17 protein-coding genes and 1 pseudogene are annotated in these 16,867 nt (G+C 54.2%); 6 read left to right on the top strand and 12 right to left on the bottom strand.

Features of this window, described 5'->3' with window-relative positions:
- Positions 1–20: 20 nt before the first annotated feature.
- The 3 genes and pseudogenes from QWJ20_RS10980 to QWJ20_RS10990 form a co-directional block, all read left to right on the top strand.
- Positions 21–1,202: an MFS transporter gene (locus QWJ20_RS10980; RefSeq protein WP_224073605.1), complete on the top strand. Its 1,182-nt coding sequence runs from the start codon at positions 21–23 to the stop codon at positions 1,200–1,202.
- A gap of 330 nt (positions 1,203–1,532) precedes the next feature.
- Entirely contained in the window at positions 1,533–3,596 is a 2,064-nt protein-coding gene (locus tag QWJ20_RS10985; protein WP_010276693.1) for a carbon starvation CstA family protein, read from the top strand.
- Positions 3,597–3,719: 123 nt separating this feature from the next.
- Positions 3,720–3,797, top strand: a pseudogene (locus QWJ20_RS10990) (hypothetical protein); the annotation flags it as partial.
- A 2-nt stretch (positions 3,798–3,799) separates the two neighbouring features.
- Here QWJ20_RS10990 and QWJ20_RS10995 read toward each other — a convergent pair.
- Positions 3,800–4,249, bottom strand: coding sequence for a GNAT family N-acetyltransferase (locus tag QWJ20_RS10995; protein ID WP_174869717.1), 450 nt, complete (start codon positions 4,247–4,249; stop codon positions 3,800–3,802).
- Positions 4,250–4,532: 283 nt separating this feature from the next.
- Positions 4,533–4,823, bottom strand: a complete 291-nt coding sequence (locus tag QWJ20_RS11000) for a GntR family transcriptional regulator (protein ID WP_254593004.1) — start codon at positions 4,821–4,823, stop codon at positions 4,533–4,535.
- Between the two features lie 336 nt (positions 4,824–5,159).
- Here QWJ20_RS11000 and QWJ20_RS11005 point away from each other — a divergent pair, with 336 nt between their 5' ends.
- Entirely contained in the window at positions 5,160–5,864 is a 705-nt protein-coding gene (locus tag QWJ20_RS11005) for a GNAT family N-acetyltransferase (protein ID WP_174869718.1), read from the top strand.
- 99 nt (positions 5,865–5,963) lie between these two features.
- On the opposite strand, the gene araD is transcribed toward QWJ20_RS11005, so the two are convergent.
- A complete protein-coding gene (gene araD, locus QWJ20_RS11010; RefSeq protein ID WP_111778482.1) occupies positions 5,964–6,659 on the bottom strand; it encodes an L-ribulose-5-phosphate 4-epimerase in 696 nt (231 codons plus the stop codon).
- 335 nt (positions 6,660–6,994) lie between these two features.
- Between araD and osmB the strand changes: the two genes are divergently transcribed.
- Positions 6,995–7,210, top strand: coding sequence for an osmotically-inducible lipoprotein OsmB (gene osmB / locus QWJ20_RS11015; RefSeq protein WP_137739872.1), 216 nt, complete (start codon positions 6,995–6,997; stop codon positions 7,208–7,210).
- Positions 7,211–7,268: 58 nt separating this feature from the next.
- Here the strand turns inward: osmB and yciH are convergent, their stop codons facing one another.
- The 4 genes from yciH to QWJ20_RS11035 form a co-directional block, all read right to left on the bottom strand.
- Complete coding sequence (gene yciH / locus QWJ20_RS11020) at positions 7,269–7,604, bottom strand: stress response translation initiation inhibitor YciH (RefSeq protein ID WP_010306267.1); 336 nt, start codon at positions 7,602–7,604, stop codon at positions 7,269–7,271.
- Positions 7,601–8,344 carry an orotidine-5'-phosphate decarboxylase gene (gene pyrF / locus QWJ20_RS11025; protein ID WP_040031594.1) on the bottom strand — a complete coding sequence of 248 codons (744 nt, stop codon included), beginning with the start codon at positions 8,342–8,344 and terminating at the stop codon, positions 7,601–7,603. Before pyrF ends, yciH begins: the two co-directional genes overlap by 4 nt.
- A gap of 181 nt (positions 8,345–8,525) precedes the next feature.
- A complete protein-coding gene (lapB, locus tag QWJ20_RS11030) occupies positions 8,526–9,695 on the bottom strand; it encodes a lipopolysaccharide assembly protein LapB (protein WP_095994765.1) in 1,170 nt (389 codons plus the stop codon).
- Between the two features lie 12 nt (positions 9,696–9,707).
- On the bottom strand, positions 9,708–10,013 hold the full coding sequence (locus QWJ20_RS11035; RefSeq protein ID WP_010276674.1) for a LapA family protein: 306 nt from the start codon (positions 10,011–10,013) through the stop codon (positions 9,708–9,710).
- A 184-nt stretch (positions 10,014–10,197) separates the two neighbouring features.
- Here QWJ20_RS11035 and QWJ20_RS11040 point away from each other — a divergent pair, with 184 nt between their 5' ends.
- Positions 10,198–11,142, top strand: coding sequence for a sugar-binding transcriptional regulator (locus QWJ20_RS11040; RefSeq protein WP_433992550.1), 945 nt, complete (start codon positions 10,198–10,200; stop codon positions 11,140–11,142).
- Positions 11,143–11,229: 87 nt separating this feature from the next.
- Here QWJ20_RS11040 and QWJ20_RS11045 read toward each other — a convergent pair whose 3' ends face one another.
- The 5 genes from QWJ20_RS11045 to QWJ20_RS11065 form a co-directional block, all read right to left on the bottom strand.
- Positions 11,230–12,228, bottom strand: a complete 999-nt coding sequence (locus tag QWJ20_RS11045) for a sugar phosphate isomerase/epimerase family protein (RefSeq protein WP_095699692.1) — start codon at positions 12,226–12,228, stop codon at positions 11,230–11,232.
- A gap of 104 nt (positions 12,229–12,332) precedes the next feature.
- Complete coding sequence (locus QWJ20_RS11050; protein WP_433992662.1) at positions 12,333–13,823, bottom strand: FGGY family carbohydrate kinase; 1,491 nt, start codon at positions 13,821–13,823, stop codon at positions 12,333–12,335.
- 2 nt (positions 13,824–13,825) lie between these two features.
- The gene (locus tag QWJ20_RS11055) at positions 13,826–14,770 is read right to left on the bottom strand and encodes a transketolase family protein (RefSeq protein ID WP_174869720.1); all 945 of its coding nucleotides are present in this window, start codon (positions 14,768–14,770) and stop codon (positions 13,826–13,828) included.
- A complete protein-coding gene (locus QWJ20_RS11060; protein WP_095699695.1) occupies positions 14,763–15,593 on the bottom strand; it encodes a transketolase in 831 nt (276 codons plus the stop codon). The genes QWJ20_RS11055 and QWJ20_RS11060 overlap by 8 nt, the downstream gene beginning before the upstream one ends.
- 176 nt (positions 15,594–15,769) lie before the next feature.
- Positions 15,770–16,867 carry an ABC transporter permease gene (locus QWJ20_RS11065; RefSeq protein WP_039481026.1) on the bottom strand — a complete coding sequence of 366 codons (1,098 nt, stop codon included), beginning with the start codon at positions 16,865–16,867 and terminating at the stop codon, positions 15,770–15,772.

Consider the following 16,867-nt stretch of genomic DNA (forward strand, 5'->3'; position numbering starts at 1 on the left):
TGTCAGACATAGGGGATATCATGCCTATCGCTTTATGGGCCCTGGTTATTGGTGCCTTTGGGATTGGAACAACGGAATTCATCATTGCAGGTCTCTTGCCTGCCATCGCGACGGACTACGGGGTGACGATCCCCGTGGCGGCTTATATGGCCACCAGTTACGCGCTTGGGGTTTTTGTGGGCGCGCCGGTACTCATTATTCTGGGTTCCCGATTACCCAAAAAAACCATGCTGCTTTTTCTTGCCGGGATCTTTGTGCTGGGGAATTTGGTCACCGCCCTCGCGCCGTCCATCGGTATGGCGATCGTCGGTCGGGTTATCACCTCTCTGACTCACGGTGCCTTTTTCGGCATTGGCTCTGTGCTCGCCGCGGAGATGGTGCCCAAAGAGAAACGCGTCAGTGCTATCGCCTTTATGTTCTCCGGCCTTACGGTAGCTAACCTTATTGGCGTGCCAGTGGGAACCTGGATTAGCCACCAGTTCTCCTGGCAAACGACGTTCTACGCCATCACGCTGATTGGTATCGCCACTGCGGTCGGCGTACTGGTGCTTATCCCTTCCACCGCCAAACCCAAAGCACAGCATATCGGGCATGAGTTTGCCGCATTCGGCAACTCAAAAGTATTGCTATCCATGGGCATAACCATCCTTGGACCCGCGGCCTTCTTTACTTCAATTACGTATATCGCGCCCATGATGACGGAAGTAGCCCACTTCTCAGAAGGCTCGATTACCTGGCTGTTGATGGTATTTGGTTTGGGCTTGTTCGTTGGGAATTGGCTGGGTGGGCGTTTCGCTGACAGAGCGCTCATGCCGATGCTGTATATCACGCTGTTTGGGCAGGCTGCTATTTTGTTCATCTTCCATTTGACGGCCAGCAGCCAGATTGCCTCGGTATTGTGTATCTTCCTTATGGCGGCGTTTGGATTTGCGACCGTTTCTCCTATTCAGAAACTGGTGATGGACAAAGCAAGAGCAGCAGGCGCGCCCACGCTGGCTTCAGCGGTCAATATTGGCCTCTTTAATCTTGGTAATGCCCTCGGTGCCTGGGTCGGTGGGAGTGTTATCGCCAGCGGCTTCGGTTTCACTGCACCAAACTGGGCGGGCGGAATTCTGTCGCTCAGTGCGCTGGTTCTTGCTATCGCCGTTGGTGTGGTCGATAAACGAAGCAGCCCGTTGACAGAATCTTTAGAATGCCACTAATGAAATAGACGTAGCACTCAGAAATGCGCGGGTTACATCGCCGCGCATTTCGTTAGCCCTTGTTTACCCTTTAAGTTTCTTTACAAAAATTCACCTTCGCTCACATTTTCTCATCCATTCCCTTCTCTTCGCCATTAAACCCACTATTGTTAAATTGCATTAACACCCGCGCCATATACCTCAAATAATTCGAGTTGCAGGAAGGCGGCAACCGCATGAATCCCCAGGAGCTTACACAAGTAAGTGACTGGGGTGAGTAAGGGAAGCCAACGCACATGCAGCTTGAAGTATTACGGTATACCTTTTCTGAATAACGAAGGAGCCGTTGTTATGAGTAACGTAAAGAGCATTGTGATCTGGCTGCTAGTCGGCCTGGCGGGCGCCTTTTCGTTCGCCACGCTGGCGCTAAGCCGCGGTGAACACGTCAATGCCGTGTGGTTGGTTATCGCGGCAGTATCGTGTTACAGCATCGCCTATCGGTTTTACAGCCTGTTTATCGCCAAAAAAGTGTTTGAGCTCGACGATCGCCGACTGACACCGGCGGAGCGTCATAACGACGGTCTGGATTACGTTCCCACCAATAAATGGGTTCTGTTCGGCCACCACTTCGCCGCCATCGCCGGGGCCGGGCCGCTGGTCGGGCCGATTCTTGCCGCACAGATGGGCTTCCTCCCCGGTACGATCTGGATCTTGGTCGGCGTCATGCTGGCGGGTGCGGTGCAGGATTTTCTGGTGTTGTTTATCTCAACCCGCCGGGACGGTCGTTCTCTGGGTGAGATGGCAAAACAGGAGCTGGGCACGTTCGCGGGTATTATCACGATGCTCGGTGCGCTGGGCGTGATGATCATCATTCTCTCGGCGCTGGCGCTGGTTGTCGTTAAAGCGCTGGCAGAAAGTCCGTGGGGATTGTTCACCATTGCCGCCACCATCCCTATCGCGCTCTTCATGGGCGTTTACATGCGCTTTTTACGTCCGGGCAAAATCGCTGAAGTCTCTATCATCGGTTTCGTGCTGATGATGCTGGCGATTGTCTACGGTGGTAACATCGCGGTACACCCTTACTGGGGACCATTCTTCACATTGAAAGGGACGTCACTCACCTGGGTCCTGGTGATTTACGGCTTCGTGGCCTCAGTTCTGCCCGTCTGGCTGCTGCTGGCACCGCGTGATTATCTCTCTACGTTCCTGAAAATCGGGGTTATTGTCGGGCTGGCCTTCGGTATTGTGTTCGCCATGCCGGAAATGAAAATGCCTGCCGTTTCTCGTTTTATTGACGGCACCGGCCCTGTCTTCTCCGGTACGCTGTTCCCCTTCCTGTTTATCACTATCGCCTGCGGCGCGATTTCCGGCTTCCATGCGCTGGTTTCCAGCGGCACCACACCGAAACTGGTTGAACGTGAAAGCCATATCCGCTTCATCGGCTATGGCGCAATGTTGATGGAATCCTTCGTGGCGATTATGGCGCTGATTTGTGCCTCGGTTATCGAACCGGGTATCTACTTCGCCATGAACTCACCTGCTGCCTTGATCGGCACCACGGTTGAGAGCGCCTCACTAGCCATCAATAACTGGGGATTTGTAATTACCCCGCAGGAATTGAGCGCCATTGCCAATGACGTTGGCGAAGCCTCTATTCTTTCCCGTGCCGGCGGTGCGCCGACCTTCGCGGTAGGTATGGCCTACATCATCACCGAAATCTTTAACAGCCGGGCGATGATGGCATTCTGGTATCACTTCGCGATTCTGTTTGAAGCCCTGTTCATCCTGACCGCGGTTGACGCCGGAACGCGCGCCTGTCGTTTCATGGTGCAGGATCTGGTCGGTATTGCGATTCCCAGATTAGCAAACAGCCGTTCCTGGCTGGGAAACCTAGCCGGTACAACTGTCGCCGTTTCCGGTTGGGGATTCTTCGTCTATCAAGGCGTGATCGATCCGCTGGGCGGCATCAACACGCTTTGGCCGCTGTTCGGTATCGGTAACCAGATGCTGGCCTCGATGGCGTTGATTCTCGGCACGGTGGTGTTGTTTAAGATGAAGAAACAGCGCTATGCGTGGGTGACTATCGTGCCTACCGTCTGGCTGTTTATTACGTCGATGACGGCGGGTTGGCAGAAAATTTTCCATGAAAAACCGAGCATCGGCTTTCTGGCTCAGGCAAAACGCTTCGCGGCGGGTATTGAACAGAACACGCTGATTGCACCTGCCAAATCGATTAAAGACATGGAAACCATCGTCTTCAGTAATCAGATCAACGCCGCGCTGTGCGGGTTCTTCATGCTGGTGGCGGTGACAATGCTGATTTCCGCCTTCTTCGTCATTCGTCGTGCGATGAATAGCGATGTCCCAACGGCAAAAGAGAGTCCGATTGTCTTACGAGACGGCGCTCAGCCTTAAACGCCATCGGCGTATATTCTTCAATACCTCCTGCGTGGAGTAATGCTGATCGGTTAAGGATCAATTGAACGATCCACTAGCTATGTAAGAATCCGGAAATGCTCTTCATTTCCGGATTTTTTTATGCGTATTTCTCAGGCCATTGACCTCATTTCACGTGACGACTCGCCCCGTAACCCTTTGACTTATCTTGGCGACTTTAATTAAGCCAGTAGCTTGCGGTACTGAAGGAAGCCCGAGCGGTCGGCAATTCGATCGTAAAGCTGCATGGCGTTTTGATTGCTCTCGTGGGTCAGCCAATACACGCGGGAGGCACCGCACTGTTTAGCTTCGGCATAGACGTGCTCGATCAATGCACGCCCAATACCTCCGCCTCGCGATTCGCCTGACACGAACAGATCCTGTAGATAGCAGTAATCGCCCGTCGTCCAAGTGGAGCGGTGGTATATCCAGTGCACAAACCCAAGTGGTTTTTCGTCCACGACCGCTAGCGCAGCGTTCATAGGTTCTGCCGGAGTTAAAAGACGTTCCCAAGTCTGGGACGTGACCGACTCTGGAATATTCACGTTGTAAAACTGCTGATAGTCTTTCCAAAGAAAAAGCCAGGCATCAAAGTCGCTCTGGTCTATAGCTTTGAGTTCTACAGGTTGCATAAGGTCCTCCTAGTAAATAGGTGTGTTGAAAAAATGAAAGGAGTGACTTTTTCTTTGAACATCCTTTAAGGCATCCCATAATTTTTGTGCCAACGTGATGCCGGCTTCTTGACCTTCAATATTGGTGAACCCCAGAAGCAGACCGCCGGGTTGACAGGGGCCGACATGCCAGTCCCCTCGATAGCCTGACGTAATGAATACCTGCGCAGGTGAGCAATTGATGCTTAGAGCCATGCAAAGGTAAGAGGCGATCGCTCGTCGGAGCGGCTCATAGCCACTGGCATCAGGGTGGGTTCATGGCAGCAACGTCCAAGGCTCGAAGCGTACGGCATGCCAGGCGCACCCACGTTGTGCGCGGAAATGCGTCTAACGCCGGTAAGCCAAGCTCAATCGTGCCACGCGCGAGTCCTAACTCGCTTGCCAGGCTGCGCATGGACGGTACACGGTCACCGGGACGAAGCTTTCCGGTGATGATTGCCTCGCGAAAGCTTCGGTAGAGCTGCTGGTAGATCGGCTCGTCCGAAGCAGCACTTGGCTGTAAGTGTTGAAGATCCAACTTGAATGTCCTAGTCATTTTTGAAAAATATGACCCTTTTTAGTATGACTAAATTCGCCTAGTATTGTGCACTTTAGACAAGGAAAATCTAGAGTGAGCAAGTTGCGAGTGCCGTATCAGCACCTCTCGTCGGAAGCTTACAAAGGGTTGAATGCTACTCGTCAGGCACAGGAAAAGAGTCCACCAGGGCAACAGTTGATCGAACTCACGCACCTGACGAGGATTTTGAGCCACTGCGCGTGCATTTCAGTGAGACAGAGATTTCAGGCCTCTGCTTTGCCGTTTCGCTAATGAGCGCCTTCAATCGCCTAGCTATCGGTGTCCGCCAATGAATGATCTCTTGAGGGGAAATAAATGAACCATCACATCAATGAATATGCTCAACCCATTGGGGCTCCGTTGCCTGCTTGGTCGGAACGGCCTCTTCCCACAGGTGTTGTTTTGCATGGTCGGTTTTGCAGTCTGGAGCCACTCAATGCGGAACTTCATGCCAGTGATCTCTATGATGCCTACGCCTCAGCGAAGGACGGCCGTGACTGGACTTATTTGCCCGTGGGGCCGTTTCACGAAAAGAATGCGTATCGGCGCTACGCAGAAGCAGCCTCAAACAGCATCGATCCCAAACATTATTCGGTCATTGATACCAGGCTAGGAAAAGCTGTCGGCACGCTTTCGCTGATGCGCGCCGATGCCAAGAATGGCGCTGTAGAGGTCGGTTGGGTGACGTTCTCGCCGCTGCTTAAACAGAAGCCCGCTTCGACCGAGGCGCAATTCTTGTTAATGCAGTATGTCTTCGAGGAACTGGGCTATCGTCGCTATGAATGGAAGTGCGATAGCCTCAATGAACCATCTCGCAAAGCGGCGCAACGCCTTGGATTCAGCTTCGAGGGCATCTTCAGGCAAGCCTCGGTCTATAAGCAACGATCCCGTGATACAGCTTGGTTCGCCATCACCGACAAGGAATGGCCACAGCGTAAACAGGCTTTCCTGGCATGGCTATCACCGGAAAACTTCGACAGTAATGGACGGCAAATTAAGCCGCTTTCGACTATCTTATAGACAGCGAAGGGACGAAATCATCAAGCCCCACAAATAACAATAGCGCCGCATTTGCGGCGCTATATGGCTTAAAGGTAACAAGAAAGGAATGGCTGCGGTTTATTGTCCGTAATACGCGTTCTTGCCGTGCTTGCGTAAGTAGTGTTTATCCAACAGCGTTTGCTGCATCTCGCCCAACTGAGGCGTTAGCTGGCGTGAGAAAATCCCCATGTAGGCAAGCTCTTCCAGAACAACGGCGTTATGTACCGCGTTGTCTGCATCTTTCCCCCACGCAAAGGGGCCGTGCGAGTTAACCAATACGGCAGGCACATCTACCGGAGAAATTCCACGTTGGCGGAAAGTTTCGACGATCACCCTTCCCGTTTCCCACTCATAGCGCCCGTTGATTTCCGCATCCGACATCAGACGCGTGCAGGGAATCGGACCATAAAAGTAGTCCGCGTGCGTCGTTCCCCAGGCGGGGATATCTTTACCGGCTTGCGCCCAGATCGTGGCATGGCGGGAATGGGTATGCACAATACCGCCGATATCGGCAAATTCCAGATACAGCACGCGGTGGGTATCGGTATCCGACGACGGTTTCTTCGTCCCCTCCACCACCTTGCCACTTTCAAGCTCAACGACAACCATATCCTCCAGCGTCATGGCCGAATACTCCACGCCGGAAGGTTTGATCACCATCAAGCCGCGCTGTCGATCGACCGCACTGACATTTCCCCACGTAAACGTCACCAGATTGTGCTGCGGCAAGGCCAGATTGGCTTCCAACACCTGTTTTTTTAGCGTTTCTAACATAATCAGCCTCCCCTCGGCGCGATGACACCATTCTCGCGGCCTGACGAGATCGTCGCTATGGGCTAAATCGCTAAAGACCTAGCGGTGTTCTGCTATGGGAAAAAGAAAGAGACACCCCACAGAGTTGGGCAAAAAACAGCCAACTTTATCAATTATTGCTATCGTTAACATAACGCTGGGGAATTAAGATTTTTTACCTGTTGCAGTTTTTTCCGATGATTATACTTGTCATCAAGCAGTAGAAGGCCTGTTTCTTTATTTAATACCGTAAAAAGCACGTTGTTCGATATTTTCCTCACAAGAAACGTGAGGCCAAGAGCAGAAAGGGGAATAAAATGAAATTAAACAAACGTTTTGCGACAGCCACGCTGGCAATTACGCTTGCTGTAACGCTCGCGGGCTGTTCAAACATGTCCAAACGTGACCGTAATACCGCGATTGGTGCCGGTGCGGGTGCAGTTGGTGGGGCTATCTTAACGGATGGCGGAACATTAGGAACGCTGGGCGGTGCAGCTATCGGCGGGCTGATTGGCCGTCAGGTCGATAAATAACGAATTATGGGCAGCAGGTTCACGGGAGTAAACCTGCTGCTTTTATCTGCATTATCCTTTAGCCGCCAGCCAGCTTAACCTTCATGCCTTTTGCTTCCAGAAGCTGTTTTAGCAGATCGCGTTTATCGCCCTGAATTTCGATCACGCCGTCTTTCACTGAGCCACCGCAGCCGCATTTTTTCTTCAATTCCGCCGCCAGCTTATCCAGCGCAGCATCATCAAGATCGAGACCGCTAATCAGGCATACGCCCTTTCCTTTACGCCCGCTGGTCTGACGCTGGATACGCACGATGCCATCACCTTTTGGCCGAGCGACTTGTTCTTCTTCGGGCTTAATACGCCCGGTTTCCGTGGAGTAAACCAGTTGGCTATTTTCGTCACGACGCATGTTCATGATGCCGCACCGTTTAATAATGAAGCGCGAATCTCACGCAGCGTCTGTGCCGGATCTGCTGATTGGGTGATCGGACGTCCAATCACCATATAATCGACGCCAGCCTGCTGCGCCTGAACCGGCGTCATGATGCGGCGCTGATCGCCAACGTCGCTGCCCGCTGGACGAATTCCCGGCGTGACCAGCTTAAATGCCTGACCACATACCTGCTTCAACCGCTGCGCTTCATGCGCGGAACACACCACGCCATCCAGCCCGCTATTATGCGTTAACACCGCCAGACGTTCCGCCTGCTCCGCTGGGCTGACGGTAATGCCGAGCCCGCGCAGATCGTCTTCGTCCATGCTGGTTAACACGGTCACGGCAATCAGCAGTGGCGCATCGTTACCAAACGGCACCAGCGCTTCTTTCGCCGCTGTCATCATGCGTGAACCACCGCTGGCATGGACATTCACCATCCACACGCCAAGATCGGCCGCGGCCGCAACGGCGTGAGCGACAGTATTCGGAATATCGTGGAATTTCAGATCGAGAAACACATCAAAGCCGCGCTGTTGTAGCGTTTGCACGAACTGTGGGCCGAATAAGGTAAACATCTCTTTGCCTACCTTCAAACGGCAATCCTGCGGATCGATACGGTCAACAAACGACAGCGCCGCCTGCTGACTGGCATAGTCCAGCGCGACCACAATCGGGGATGATACCGTTTGATTCTTTTGCTGTAGATTCTCGTTTTTCATTCGTCACCCAGTCTCTTGCGAAGCCAAAATTCCCGCCGCATTCTACATGCCTCGCCCCTGAAATCCCAGCGCCTGAAGACCAATGCGATTAAAGAAGCTAGCTGGAACCGAAATCACATGCAGTCATTAGTATGTTGTAACTAAAGTGAGTTAAACAACACCAGCTCGATATCGTGAAACGTTACTGGCCGTCGAGCCCACGGATCGGCTTGATGCTAGCCCAGGTGCGGCAGGAAGGACATTGCCAATAGAGCGATTGCGACGTGAAGCCACACTTACGGCAGTTATAGCGCGGTTTGGTGCGAATCTGTTCGCCGACCATGTCACGCAATCCCTGAAGATTTTCTTTTGTTCGTCCATCTTCCGCTTCATGCAGGTGAAAATCCATCAGGCGATGGAACACACGCATTGTGGGGTGGCGTTGCAACTGACGGTTAATATAAGCCTGTGCAACCTCGGCACCCTCTTCTCTTTCGAGGATGTCGGCCAGCATCAATTCCGCCGTCGCACCGGTATTTTCTTCTACGCAGCGTTTGATGAAATTCGCCCAATCCAAGGGCTTATCTAAATGCTGATAGCACTCTTGCAGCATCGGCAGCGTTTCGCTAACCAGCTCTTTATCCTGATCGAGAACCTGTCGTAAGGCTTCCACGGCACGCGCATAATCCTGCTGTGCCATGTAGATGCGTCCCATCATGATAGACGCACGGGCACATTGACTGTCCGCCGCCGCCCCTTTTTTCAGGAGCGTGAGCGCCTTATCCAGATCGTCGCTACCCATCGCCAACAACGCCAATTCACAGTAAAAATGCGCGATGTCCACGCGAAGCTGGTCTTTTCCCATCTTGACCAGTTTTTCCGCCACATCGATTGCCGTCGGCCAATCACTGGTCGCCTGATGGATCTGCAAGAGCTGCTGCAAGGCGCTGCGGCGAAAATCTTCTTCATCCACCAACTGGTTGAAACTTTCTTCGGCGCGGTCATACAGCCCTGCGGCCATGTAGTCACGGCCCAGCTGTTGCACCGCTAGCAGGCGTTGTTCAAAGGTTAGCGATGCGCTTTCGGTCAGCGCCTGATGGATGCGAATCGCACGGTCAACTTCGCCGCGCGAACGGAACAGGTTACCGAGCGTGAGGTGGGCTTCAAAGGTGTTGCTGTCATCCTTGAGCATGTCGAGGAACAGCTCAACCGCCTTATCCTGCTGATTGGACAACAGGAAGTTAACCCCGGTGACATACTCACGGGACAGGCGGTTGGATTCCTGCTCTTTGTCCTGCTGCGCACTTCTGCGACCCATGTACCAACCGTACGCGGCGGCCACGGGCAGCAACAGAAACAGCAGTTCTAACATAGAGAGAATTCCTTAGTGGGTGACCGTCTGCACTGGCGCCACGTTCTCCTCGGTGGAGGTAGAAAGCTGTTGTTCCAGACGCTTGATTTTACGTTGTGCACGGCCAAGCGCAATGCGCTGACGCAGATAAAACAGACCACAGATAACCCAGCCAAGAGCAAAACCCAAGGCAAACAGCGTGGCGAGCAGTGTGGAGATACGATACTCCCCCTGTGCCAGCAGGTAGTTAAATGTCACAACCTGATCGTTGTGCGCACCCAGTGTGACAGAAATGATGAATATCGCCAGCACGAGTAAAAAAATCAGCAAATATTTCACATTGTCCTTCCTGTGATATCCATTAACCGGATGAATTATGCCAAATTTTGGCGACAAACCCCATTAAATTACCATGTCCGACGCAGACAGGGAAATCAAGAACCGCACTCCACTGCCGTCTGCGCTTGTTATTTATTCTGTGCTGAATAAAAATGACAGCAGCAAGTCAGCAAGGGGAAAAGTCATGTCAAAGCAGGACGAACAGCGATTATTGGTCAAGATCGCTACGCTCTATTATAGCGAAGGGATGAAACAAGCAGAAATTGCTGCCTCACTCCATTTGTCACAGTCTTTTGTCTCCCGCGCGATCACGCGCTGTGTTAAAGAAGGTGTGGTCAAAATCAGCGTAATTCAACCCCCGAACATGTTCATGGGGCTGGAAGCGGCGATTCAGAAGCGCTACGACATCGATCAGGCTATCGTGGTGGATGTTGCCGATAACGCCACGCTGGCGCAAATCAAGCAGGCGATTGGCTCTGCGGCCGCACACTATGTCCAAACCAGTATCCGCCCTGACGATCTGGTCGGAATCTCGTCCTGGAGCAGCACGCTGCGGGCGATGGTGGATAGCCTGCATCCGCAAAGCGTCAAGGCGCAGGGCGTCATCCAGCTGTTAGGGGGAGTCGGGCCGAACGGCAACGTGCAGGCGACCATCCTGACGCAAACCTTAGCCAATCAGCTCAGTTGCCCCGCTTACCTTTTGCCCGCGCAGAGTATCGAACGGTCGGTAGAAGATCGCGCCCGTTTGGTGACCAGCGATGAAGTTTCCAGCGTGGTTGATAAATTCAGCGAGGTGAGTCTGGCGCTGGTCGGTATTGGCGTGCTGGAGCCGTCGCAACTGCTGAAAAACTCCGGTAACTACTATCACGAAGCGATGCTGCAACAGCTGGCCGAACGCGGTGCCGTGGGCGATTTATGCCTGCATTACTACAACGCGGAAGGCGAACCGGTGTTGCAGGACGATGAAGATCCCGTGATTGGTATGGCGCTGCCGCAGCTGCGTCAGTGTCCACGCGTGGTGGCGTTAGCGGGCGGTGTCGAGAAAAGTGCCGCGATTCGCGGAGCATTAACCGGGCACTACGTTGATGTGTTGATTACCGATCGATTAACCGCTGAGACGTTGATCTAAACACTCATCACCCAGCGGTTAGCAAATAATAGTCACGTCAGGCGCGGAATACTTCCCCTGCTCCGTGCCTGACGTAGCGTGACGTGATTACTCGTCAACGTTAATGGATGACAGCAGCGCATCCTGCACAATCCGCTGCGCCTGTAACGGATTTTGTGCTTCCTGCGCCGCCTGAAGCGCCGGGATATCCAGCTTATCCAGCGCACGATAGATATGCTTCAGGAACCGGATAGACAGCTGCGCCGCCTCAACGTGGTTCTCACGGAACGGGAACTGATCAAGCTGCCAGACGCCCTGCCAGTTGTTGATTTTCAGCACGTAGAAGAATTCGAAGATCTCGGTCATATGCACCGTGCCGACCACCAGATCGTCATCCCATCCGCGCAGGTTATCGTTCACATCCATGCCGAACAGCCGACCACGATCGATAATCAACTGAGCAGAATCGGCCGGTGATTCGCCGCCATACAGCGCATGCCCGAAGTCCAGCAGCACGCCCACGTTATCCAGCCCGATATCTTCGATGCCCAGCAGTGTTCGTGCGGCAGAATCCCAGGTCATTTTCACGCGCGGCTCACGCGGTTTGTATTCGATAGCAAATTTCACATCGGGGTTAGCTCCGGCCAGATCGCGCATGCCGTCAACCGCCAGCTTCCACAGGTTTTTATGGCTGACCTGGAACGGATAATCCCAGCCATCCTGACCCGGCCAGACTTTGACGTAATTCGCGCCGAGTTCACGCACAATGCCCGCAGATTCGTGCATTAATTCAAACGCCGCCGCTCGGGCCGCTGGATCGGGGTTGGTAAAAGCACCGCGCGACCACTTTTGCAGATAAATTTCCGGCGTGATACCAATCGCCTTCAGTCCCGCATCTTTCAGCGCATCCTTCACTTCGCTGAGCGTCACGCCCGGCGTGAAGGGATAGGGCAAGTCGACATAGGAAAGTTCGCCGACCTCTTTCGCGGCTTTGATCTGATCGATCGTGCTCAATGCCGGGCCGTAGCCATCTACGGCATAGCGGTCGATATAATTCGCAAAATGCCACAAACCGGCACCAAACTCAGGGTAGTTATACGTTGCCATAAAAGTCACCTCATTGATTTCTGATGGTATTGAGCTGCTTATCTTTTCTTTCTTTCGTATCGGATAAGTTCTTACTGCTAAAAATGTCTTACAGCTAAAAATAGTTATGGCTCGGGCCGCAGACGCGTACGCGCTACCGCCGTGCGCCACTGTTGATAGCTCTCCAAAACCCCGTGATTAGTCGTCGACGGTTCGATAACCTCGACTTCTCTGGGCAGTGCGGCAATCTGTTCGCGGTGTTCCCACCACCCCAGCATTTTTCCGCCCAGATAAGCCGCTCCCAGCGCCGACACTTCCGCGTTATGGTTGCGAATCAATGGGCGCTGCAAAAGGTCGGCCTGAAACTGCATCAGCCAGCGGTTTTGTGTCGCGCCGCCGTCCACGCGCAGCGCGGGTAACGCAGCCTGCGATGCCTGTTCCATCGCGAAAAAGACGTCGGCGATTTGATACGCAATGGCTTCAAGTCCCGCGCGGGCGATGATGGCGGGCGTAGTGGCATCACATAATCCACACAGCAGGCCACGCGCTTGCACATCCCAATAGGGCGCGCCTAGCCCGGATAACGCAGGAACAAAGAAGACGCCCTGATTAGCGTCGGCGCTGAGCGCCAGCTCGGTAAGTTGTGTAACGGAAGGAATGCCCAGCATCTGACCAATCCAGGCAAATCCCGAACCGGTGTGGGTAATATTGCCTTCCAGCGCGTAGCGCAGTTCGCCATCGTGCCAGGCAATTGTGGTGCTAAGCCCTGCGGCCTGTTGATGCGGCGTGTTGATGGTGGTCATCAGCGACGAGCCAGTGCCGTATGTCGCCTTGATTTCACCGCTTTGAGTAATGCCCTGACCGTACAGGGCTGCATGAGAATCGCCAATCAGCGCTACAATCGGTACGCCAGCGGCAAGCCCCTTGATGCCCGTCACGCCGGTGTGACCATGTAACGCCGAGGACGGCGTAACGGCAGGCAGGCACACGCTGGGAATACCGAACAGCGCCAGCAGATCCTCATCCCAGCAGCCGCGGTGGATATTAAACAGCTGGGTTCTTGCCGCGTTGGAATAGTCGGTGGAATACGCCCGTCCACCGCTAAACTGCCAGTTAAGCCAGCAGTCCACCGTTCCGATGCACAGTTCCCCCTGCATCGCCCGGACGACACCATCCGGCAGTTCTGCCAGCATGGCATGCAGTTTGGCGGCGGGAAAAAGTGGATCGACCTGTAGACCGGTACGGGATTCGATCAGACGTGCTTCCGCACTGCCCTGCAATGCCTGACAAAATTTCTCGGCGCGGCGATCCTGCCAGCTGACCAGCGGCGTCAGCGGCTTTCCGGTTCGCCTGTCCCAAATCAGTACCGACTCACGCTGATTGCTGATCGCAATGCCCACCACCTGGGCCCGATGTAATGACGACAGACAGGCCTCTGCTGCCTGACAAACCGCATGCCAGATCGCCATCGCGTCCTGCTCGGCTCTGCCCGGTTGCGGGTGCGTCACCTGCAAAGCGACTGCCGCTTTAGCCAGAATGCGCCCCCGCTCATCAACGGCAATCGCCTTGGCGTTCGTCGTCCCTTCATCGATTGCCAAAATAACCGGCGTAAACATCATCAGCCTCCCGGGCAAAGACGCAGTGCTGCGTTGACAATGCCCGTCGCGTCCAGCCCGTGATGCGCTCGCATCGCGCTCCGATCGGCGGCAATCGCGTATTGACCATCGGGAATTCCCAACCGTACAAGAGGAATTCCGCTGCCCGCTTCCGCCAGCACTTCCGCTACCAGACTGCCTGCACCGCCGTTGACGTTATGTTCCTCGACTGTGATGACTCGAGGTGTTTCACTCAGAATTTCAAGCAATTGCTGAGTATTGCACGGGCGGATAGAGGAAAGATTAACCACTGTAGCGGAAAGTCCTTTTTCTGCTAATAATTCAGCCGCCGTCACAATTTCATGCACGGTCGACCCCAGCCCGACCAGTGTGATATCGCGACCTTTGCGCAGCACATCGATCTGTCCTGGCACAAAGCGATACTGCTCATCGTGCAAGGCAGGCAGCGGTTTCCCATCGAGGCGGATATAGACCGGCCCCTGATGTTCAAACGCATAATCGATAATCTGACGGCACTCTTCCGGGCTGGATGGCGCGTAGATCTCAATATTGCCAAACCCTCGCAGCACCGCGATGTCGTCAATACTGTGGTGCGTGCTGGCGAGCGGGCCGTAGCTACAGCCCGCATTCAGCCCAAACAGCTTAACGTTGCTGTTGTTGTAACAGACGTCGACTTTGAGCTGTTCATTCGCACGGGAGATCAAAAACGGAGCCGCGTTACAGGTCACCGCAATCTTGCCACCGATGGACAGCCCTACCGCCGTCCCAACCATCGTTTGTTCTGCGATCCCCACGTTGACGATGCGGTCGGGGAAACGCTGTATGAACGGTGAAATCTTCGCCGTAGAGGTCGAATCCGCCAACACCGGAACGACATCAATCCCCTGTTCGACGGCCTTGATGAACTGCTCGACCATAACGGTTGCCAGATGCTCTGCGTTACTCATCTTTTAATTCCTCCAGCGCCAGTGCAATTTCCTCGCCTTTCGGCACGCGGTGATGCCACTCAGCCCGCCCCTGAATAAACGACACGCCCGCACCTTTCTCCGTATTCGCAATCACCACATTCGGCTTGCCGTTGCGCGGCAGATTCTCCAGCGTTTCCACCACCGAGCGCATGTCATTACCCGCGCATTCCGTGACCTGTAGGCCAAAAGCCTGCCACTTTTCCGCCAGCGGATCGGTGTTCATGATGGAACAGGTCGTTCCCGCCAATTGCAGCTTGTTCTTGTCGTTGATGATGATCAGGTTATCCAGTTGGTAATGTGCCGCCGCCAGCGCCGCTTCCCAGTTGCTGCCTTCCGCCAACTCACCATCACCCGTCAGGACAAACACCCGGCGCGGGCTGTTATCGCGCTTCGCCGCCAGCGCAATGCCGACGGCAACCGGCAACCCATGCCCGAGCGCGCCGGTGTTCAGTTCAATCCCTGGCGTTTTGTGCTTGACCGGATGTCCCGGTAAATGCGAATCAGGGTGCTGATAGGTCGCCAGCCACGCTTCCGGGAAATAGCCTGCTTCCGCCAGACAGCAGTAATATCCGCCGACCGCATGACCTTTTGACTGGATGTAAATATCCCGCTGCGGATCCTGAAGGCGATCCGGTGCACAGTTCAGAATGCGAAAATACAGCGCCGTCAGTATCTCAACCTGTGACAGATCGGCGCCCGTGTGCCCGCCAGCCGGGCTATTGGCATTCAGATGAATAATGCGGCGACGAATGGCGCGGGCTTTGTGCGTCAGCGCCTCCACCGACAATGCGTACGGATTCATACTTCACCTCGCTTGAATTTTTACTCAAAAACGAATATTTATTCATATCGAATCAAAAAAAATTGCGCTCAAATCGGGCCTCGGTATACCTACCGACATCGTTCTCGCCACAACTCAACGCCCCGTGCTAGTTACGCTTAACGTACGATTTATGCTTAATGTGTCTCTACACTTAACTATGTACCTTCCGCCGCGGCCTTCTGGGACACGATTGCGGCCTTGTGCTGCATACGGTTTTGCATCTGGTCGATAATCACCGCCACTATGATGACGATGCCTTTAATCACCATCTGCCAGAATTCACTTACGCCCATCATCACCAGCCCGTCGGCAAGGATCCCGATAACAAACGCGCCAATCAGCGTGCCTAGAATCGTGCCGCGCCCGCCCGCCAGCGACGTTCCACCAAGCACCACAGCAGCAATCGCGTTCATTTCAAAAGCGGTGCCGGTTGCCGGATGACTGGCGACCAACTGAGACGACACCACGATGCCCGCGATAGCGGCACAGAAGCCGGAAATGGTGTAGACCCAGACTTTGACCTGACGCACTTTGACGCCGGAAAGTTCAGCGGCACGTTCGTTGTCACCAATCGCATAGACATGGCGGCCGAACGGCAGGCGGCGTGCCACGTAGGCAATCACCACGGCCAGCACCAGCATCAGCCAGATAGCCAGCGGTAATCCCAGGATCGTGGCGGAACCAATCAGCTCAAAACCAGTGTTGCCCAACTGCGGGTTACCGCCCAAGCCGGGGAACGTCTCCCCACCGGAAATCAGCATTGATGCCCCACGCACGATGTACATCGTTCCAAGCGTGCAGATAAAAGGCGCAACGTTATACCGCGTGATGATCCAGCCGTTGATGGCACCGATAAGCGCGCCAATCAACAGCACGACAGGAACGATGACCCACACGCTGGGGAAAATCGCGACGCCGAACATCGGCAGCACAATTCCCTGAGTAATCATGTAGCCGGCCACCATGCCGCACAGCCCTAGCGTGGCACCGATTGACAGGTCAATCCCGGCGGTGATGATGACAAACGTGATCCCCAGCGCCAGAAACGCATTGATGGCAATGTGCTTCACCATGATGATCAGGCTGCCGGTTGCCAAAAATCCGGGCACCGTGAAGGCAAAGAACCCCAGAATCAGGAACAGCGCGATAAACGTGCGCAGCCTGAGAATCAACAGCAGGATGCTCTCTCGTGAGCGTACAAACTTACCCGGTGATAGCGCGCCTGACGCCGCCGGAAGGTGAGTCGTTTTCAT

The sequence above is a fragment of the Pectobacterium sp. S5 genome (genome assembly GCF_051707265.1).
Lineage (GTDB): Bacteria > Pseudomonadota > Gammaproteobacteria > Enterobacterales > Enterobacteriaceae > Pectobacterium > Pectobacterium polare.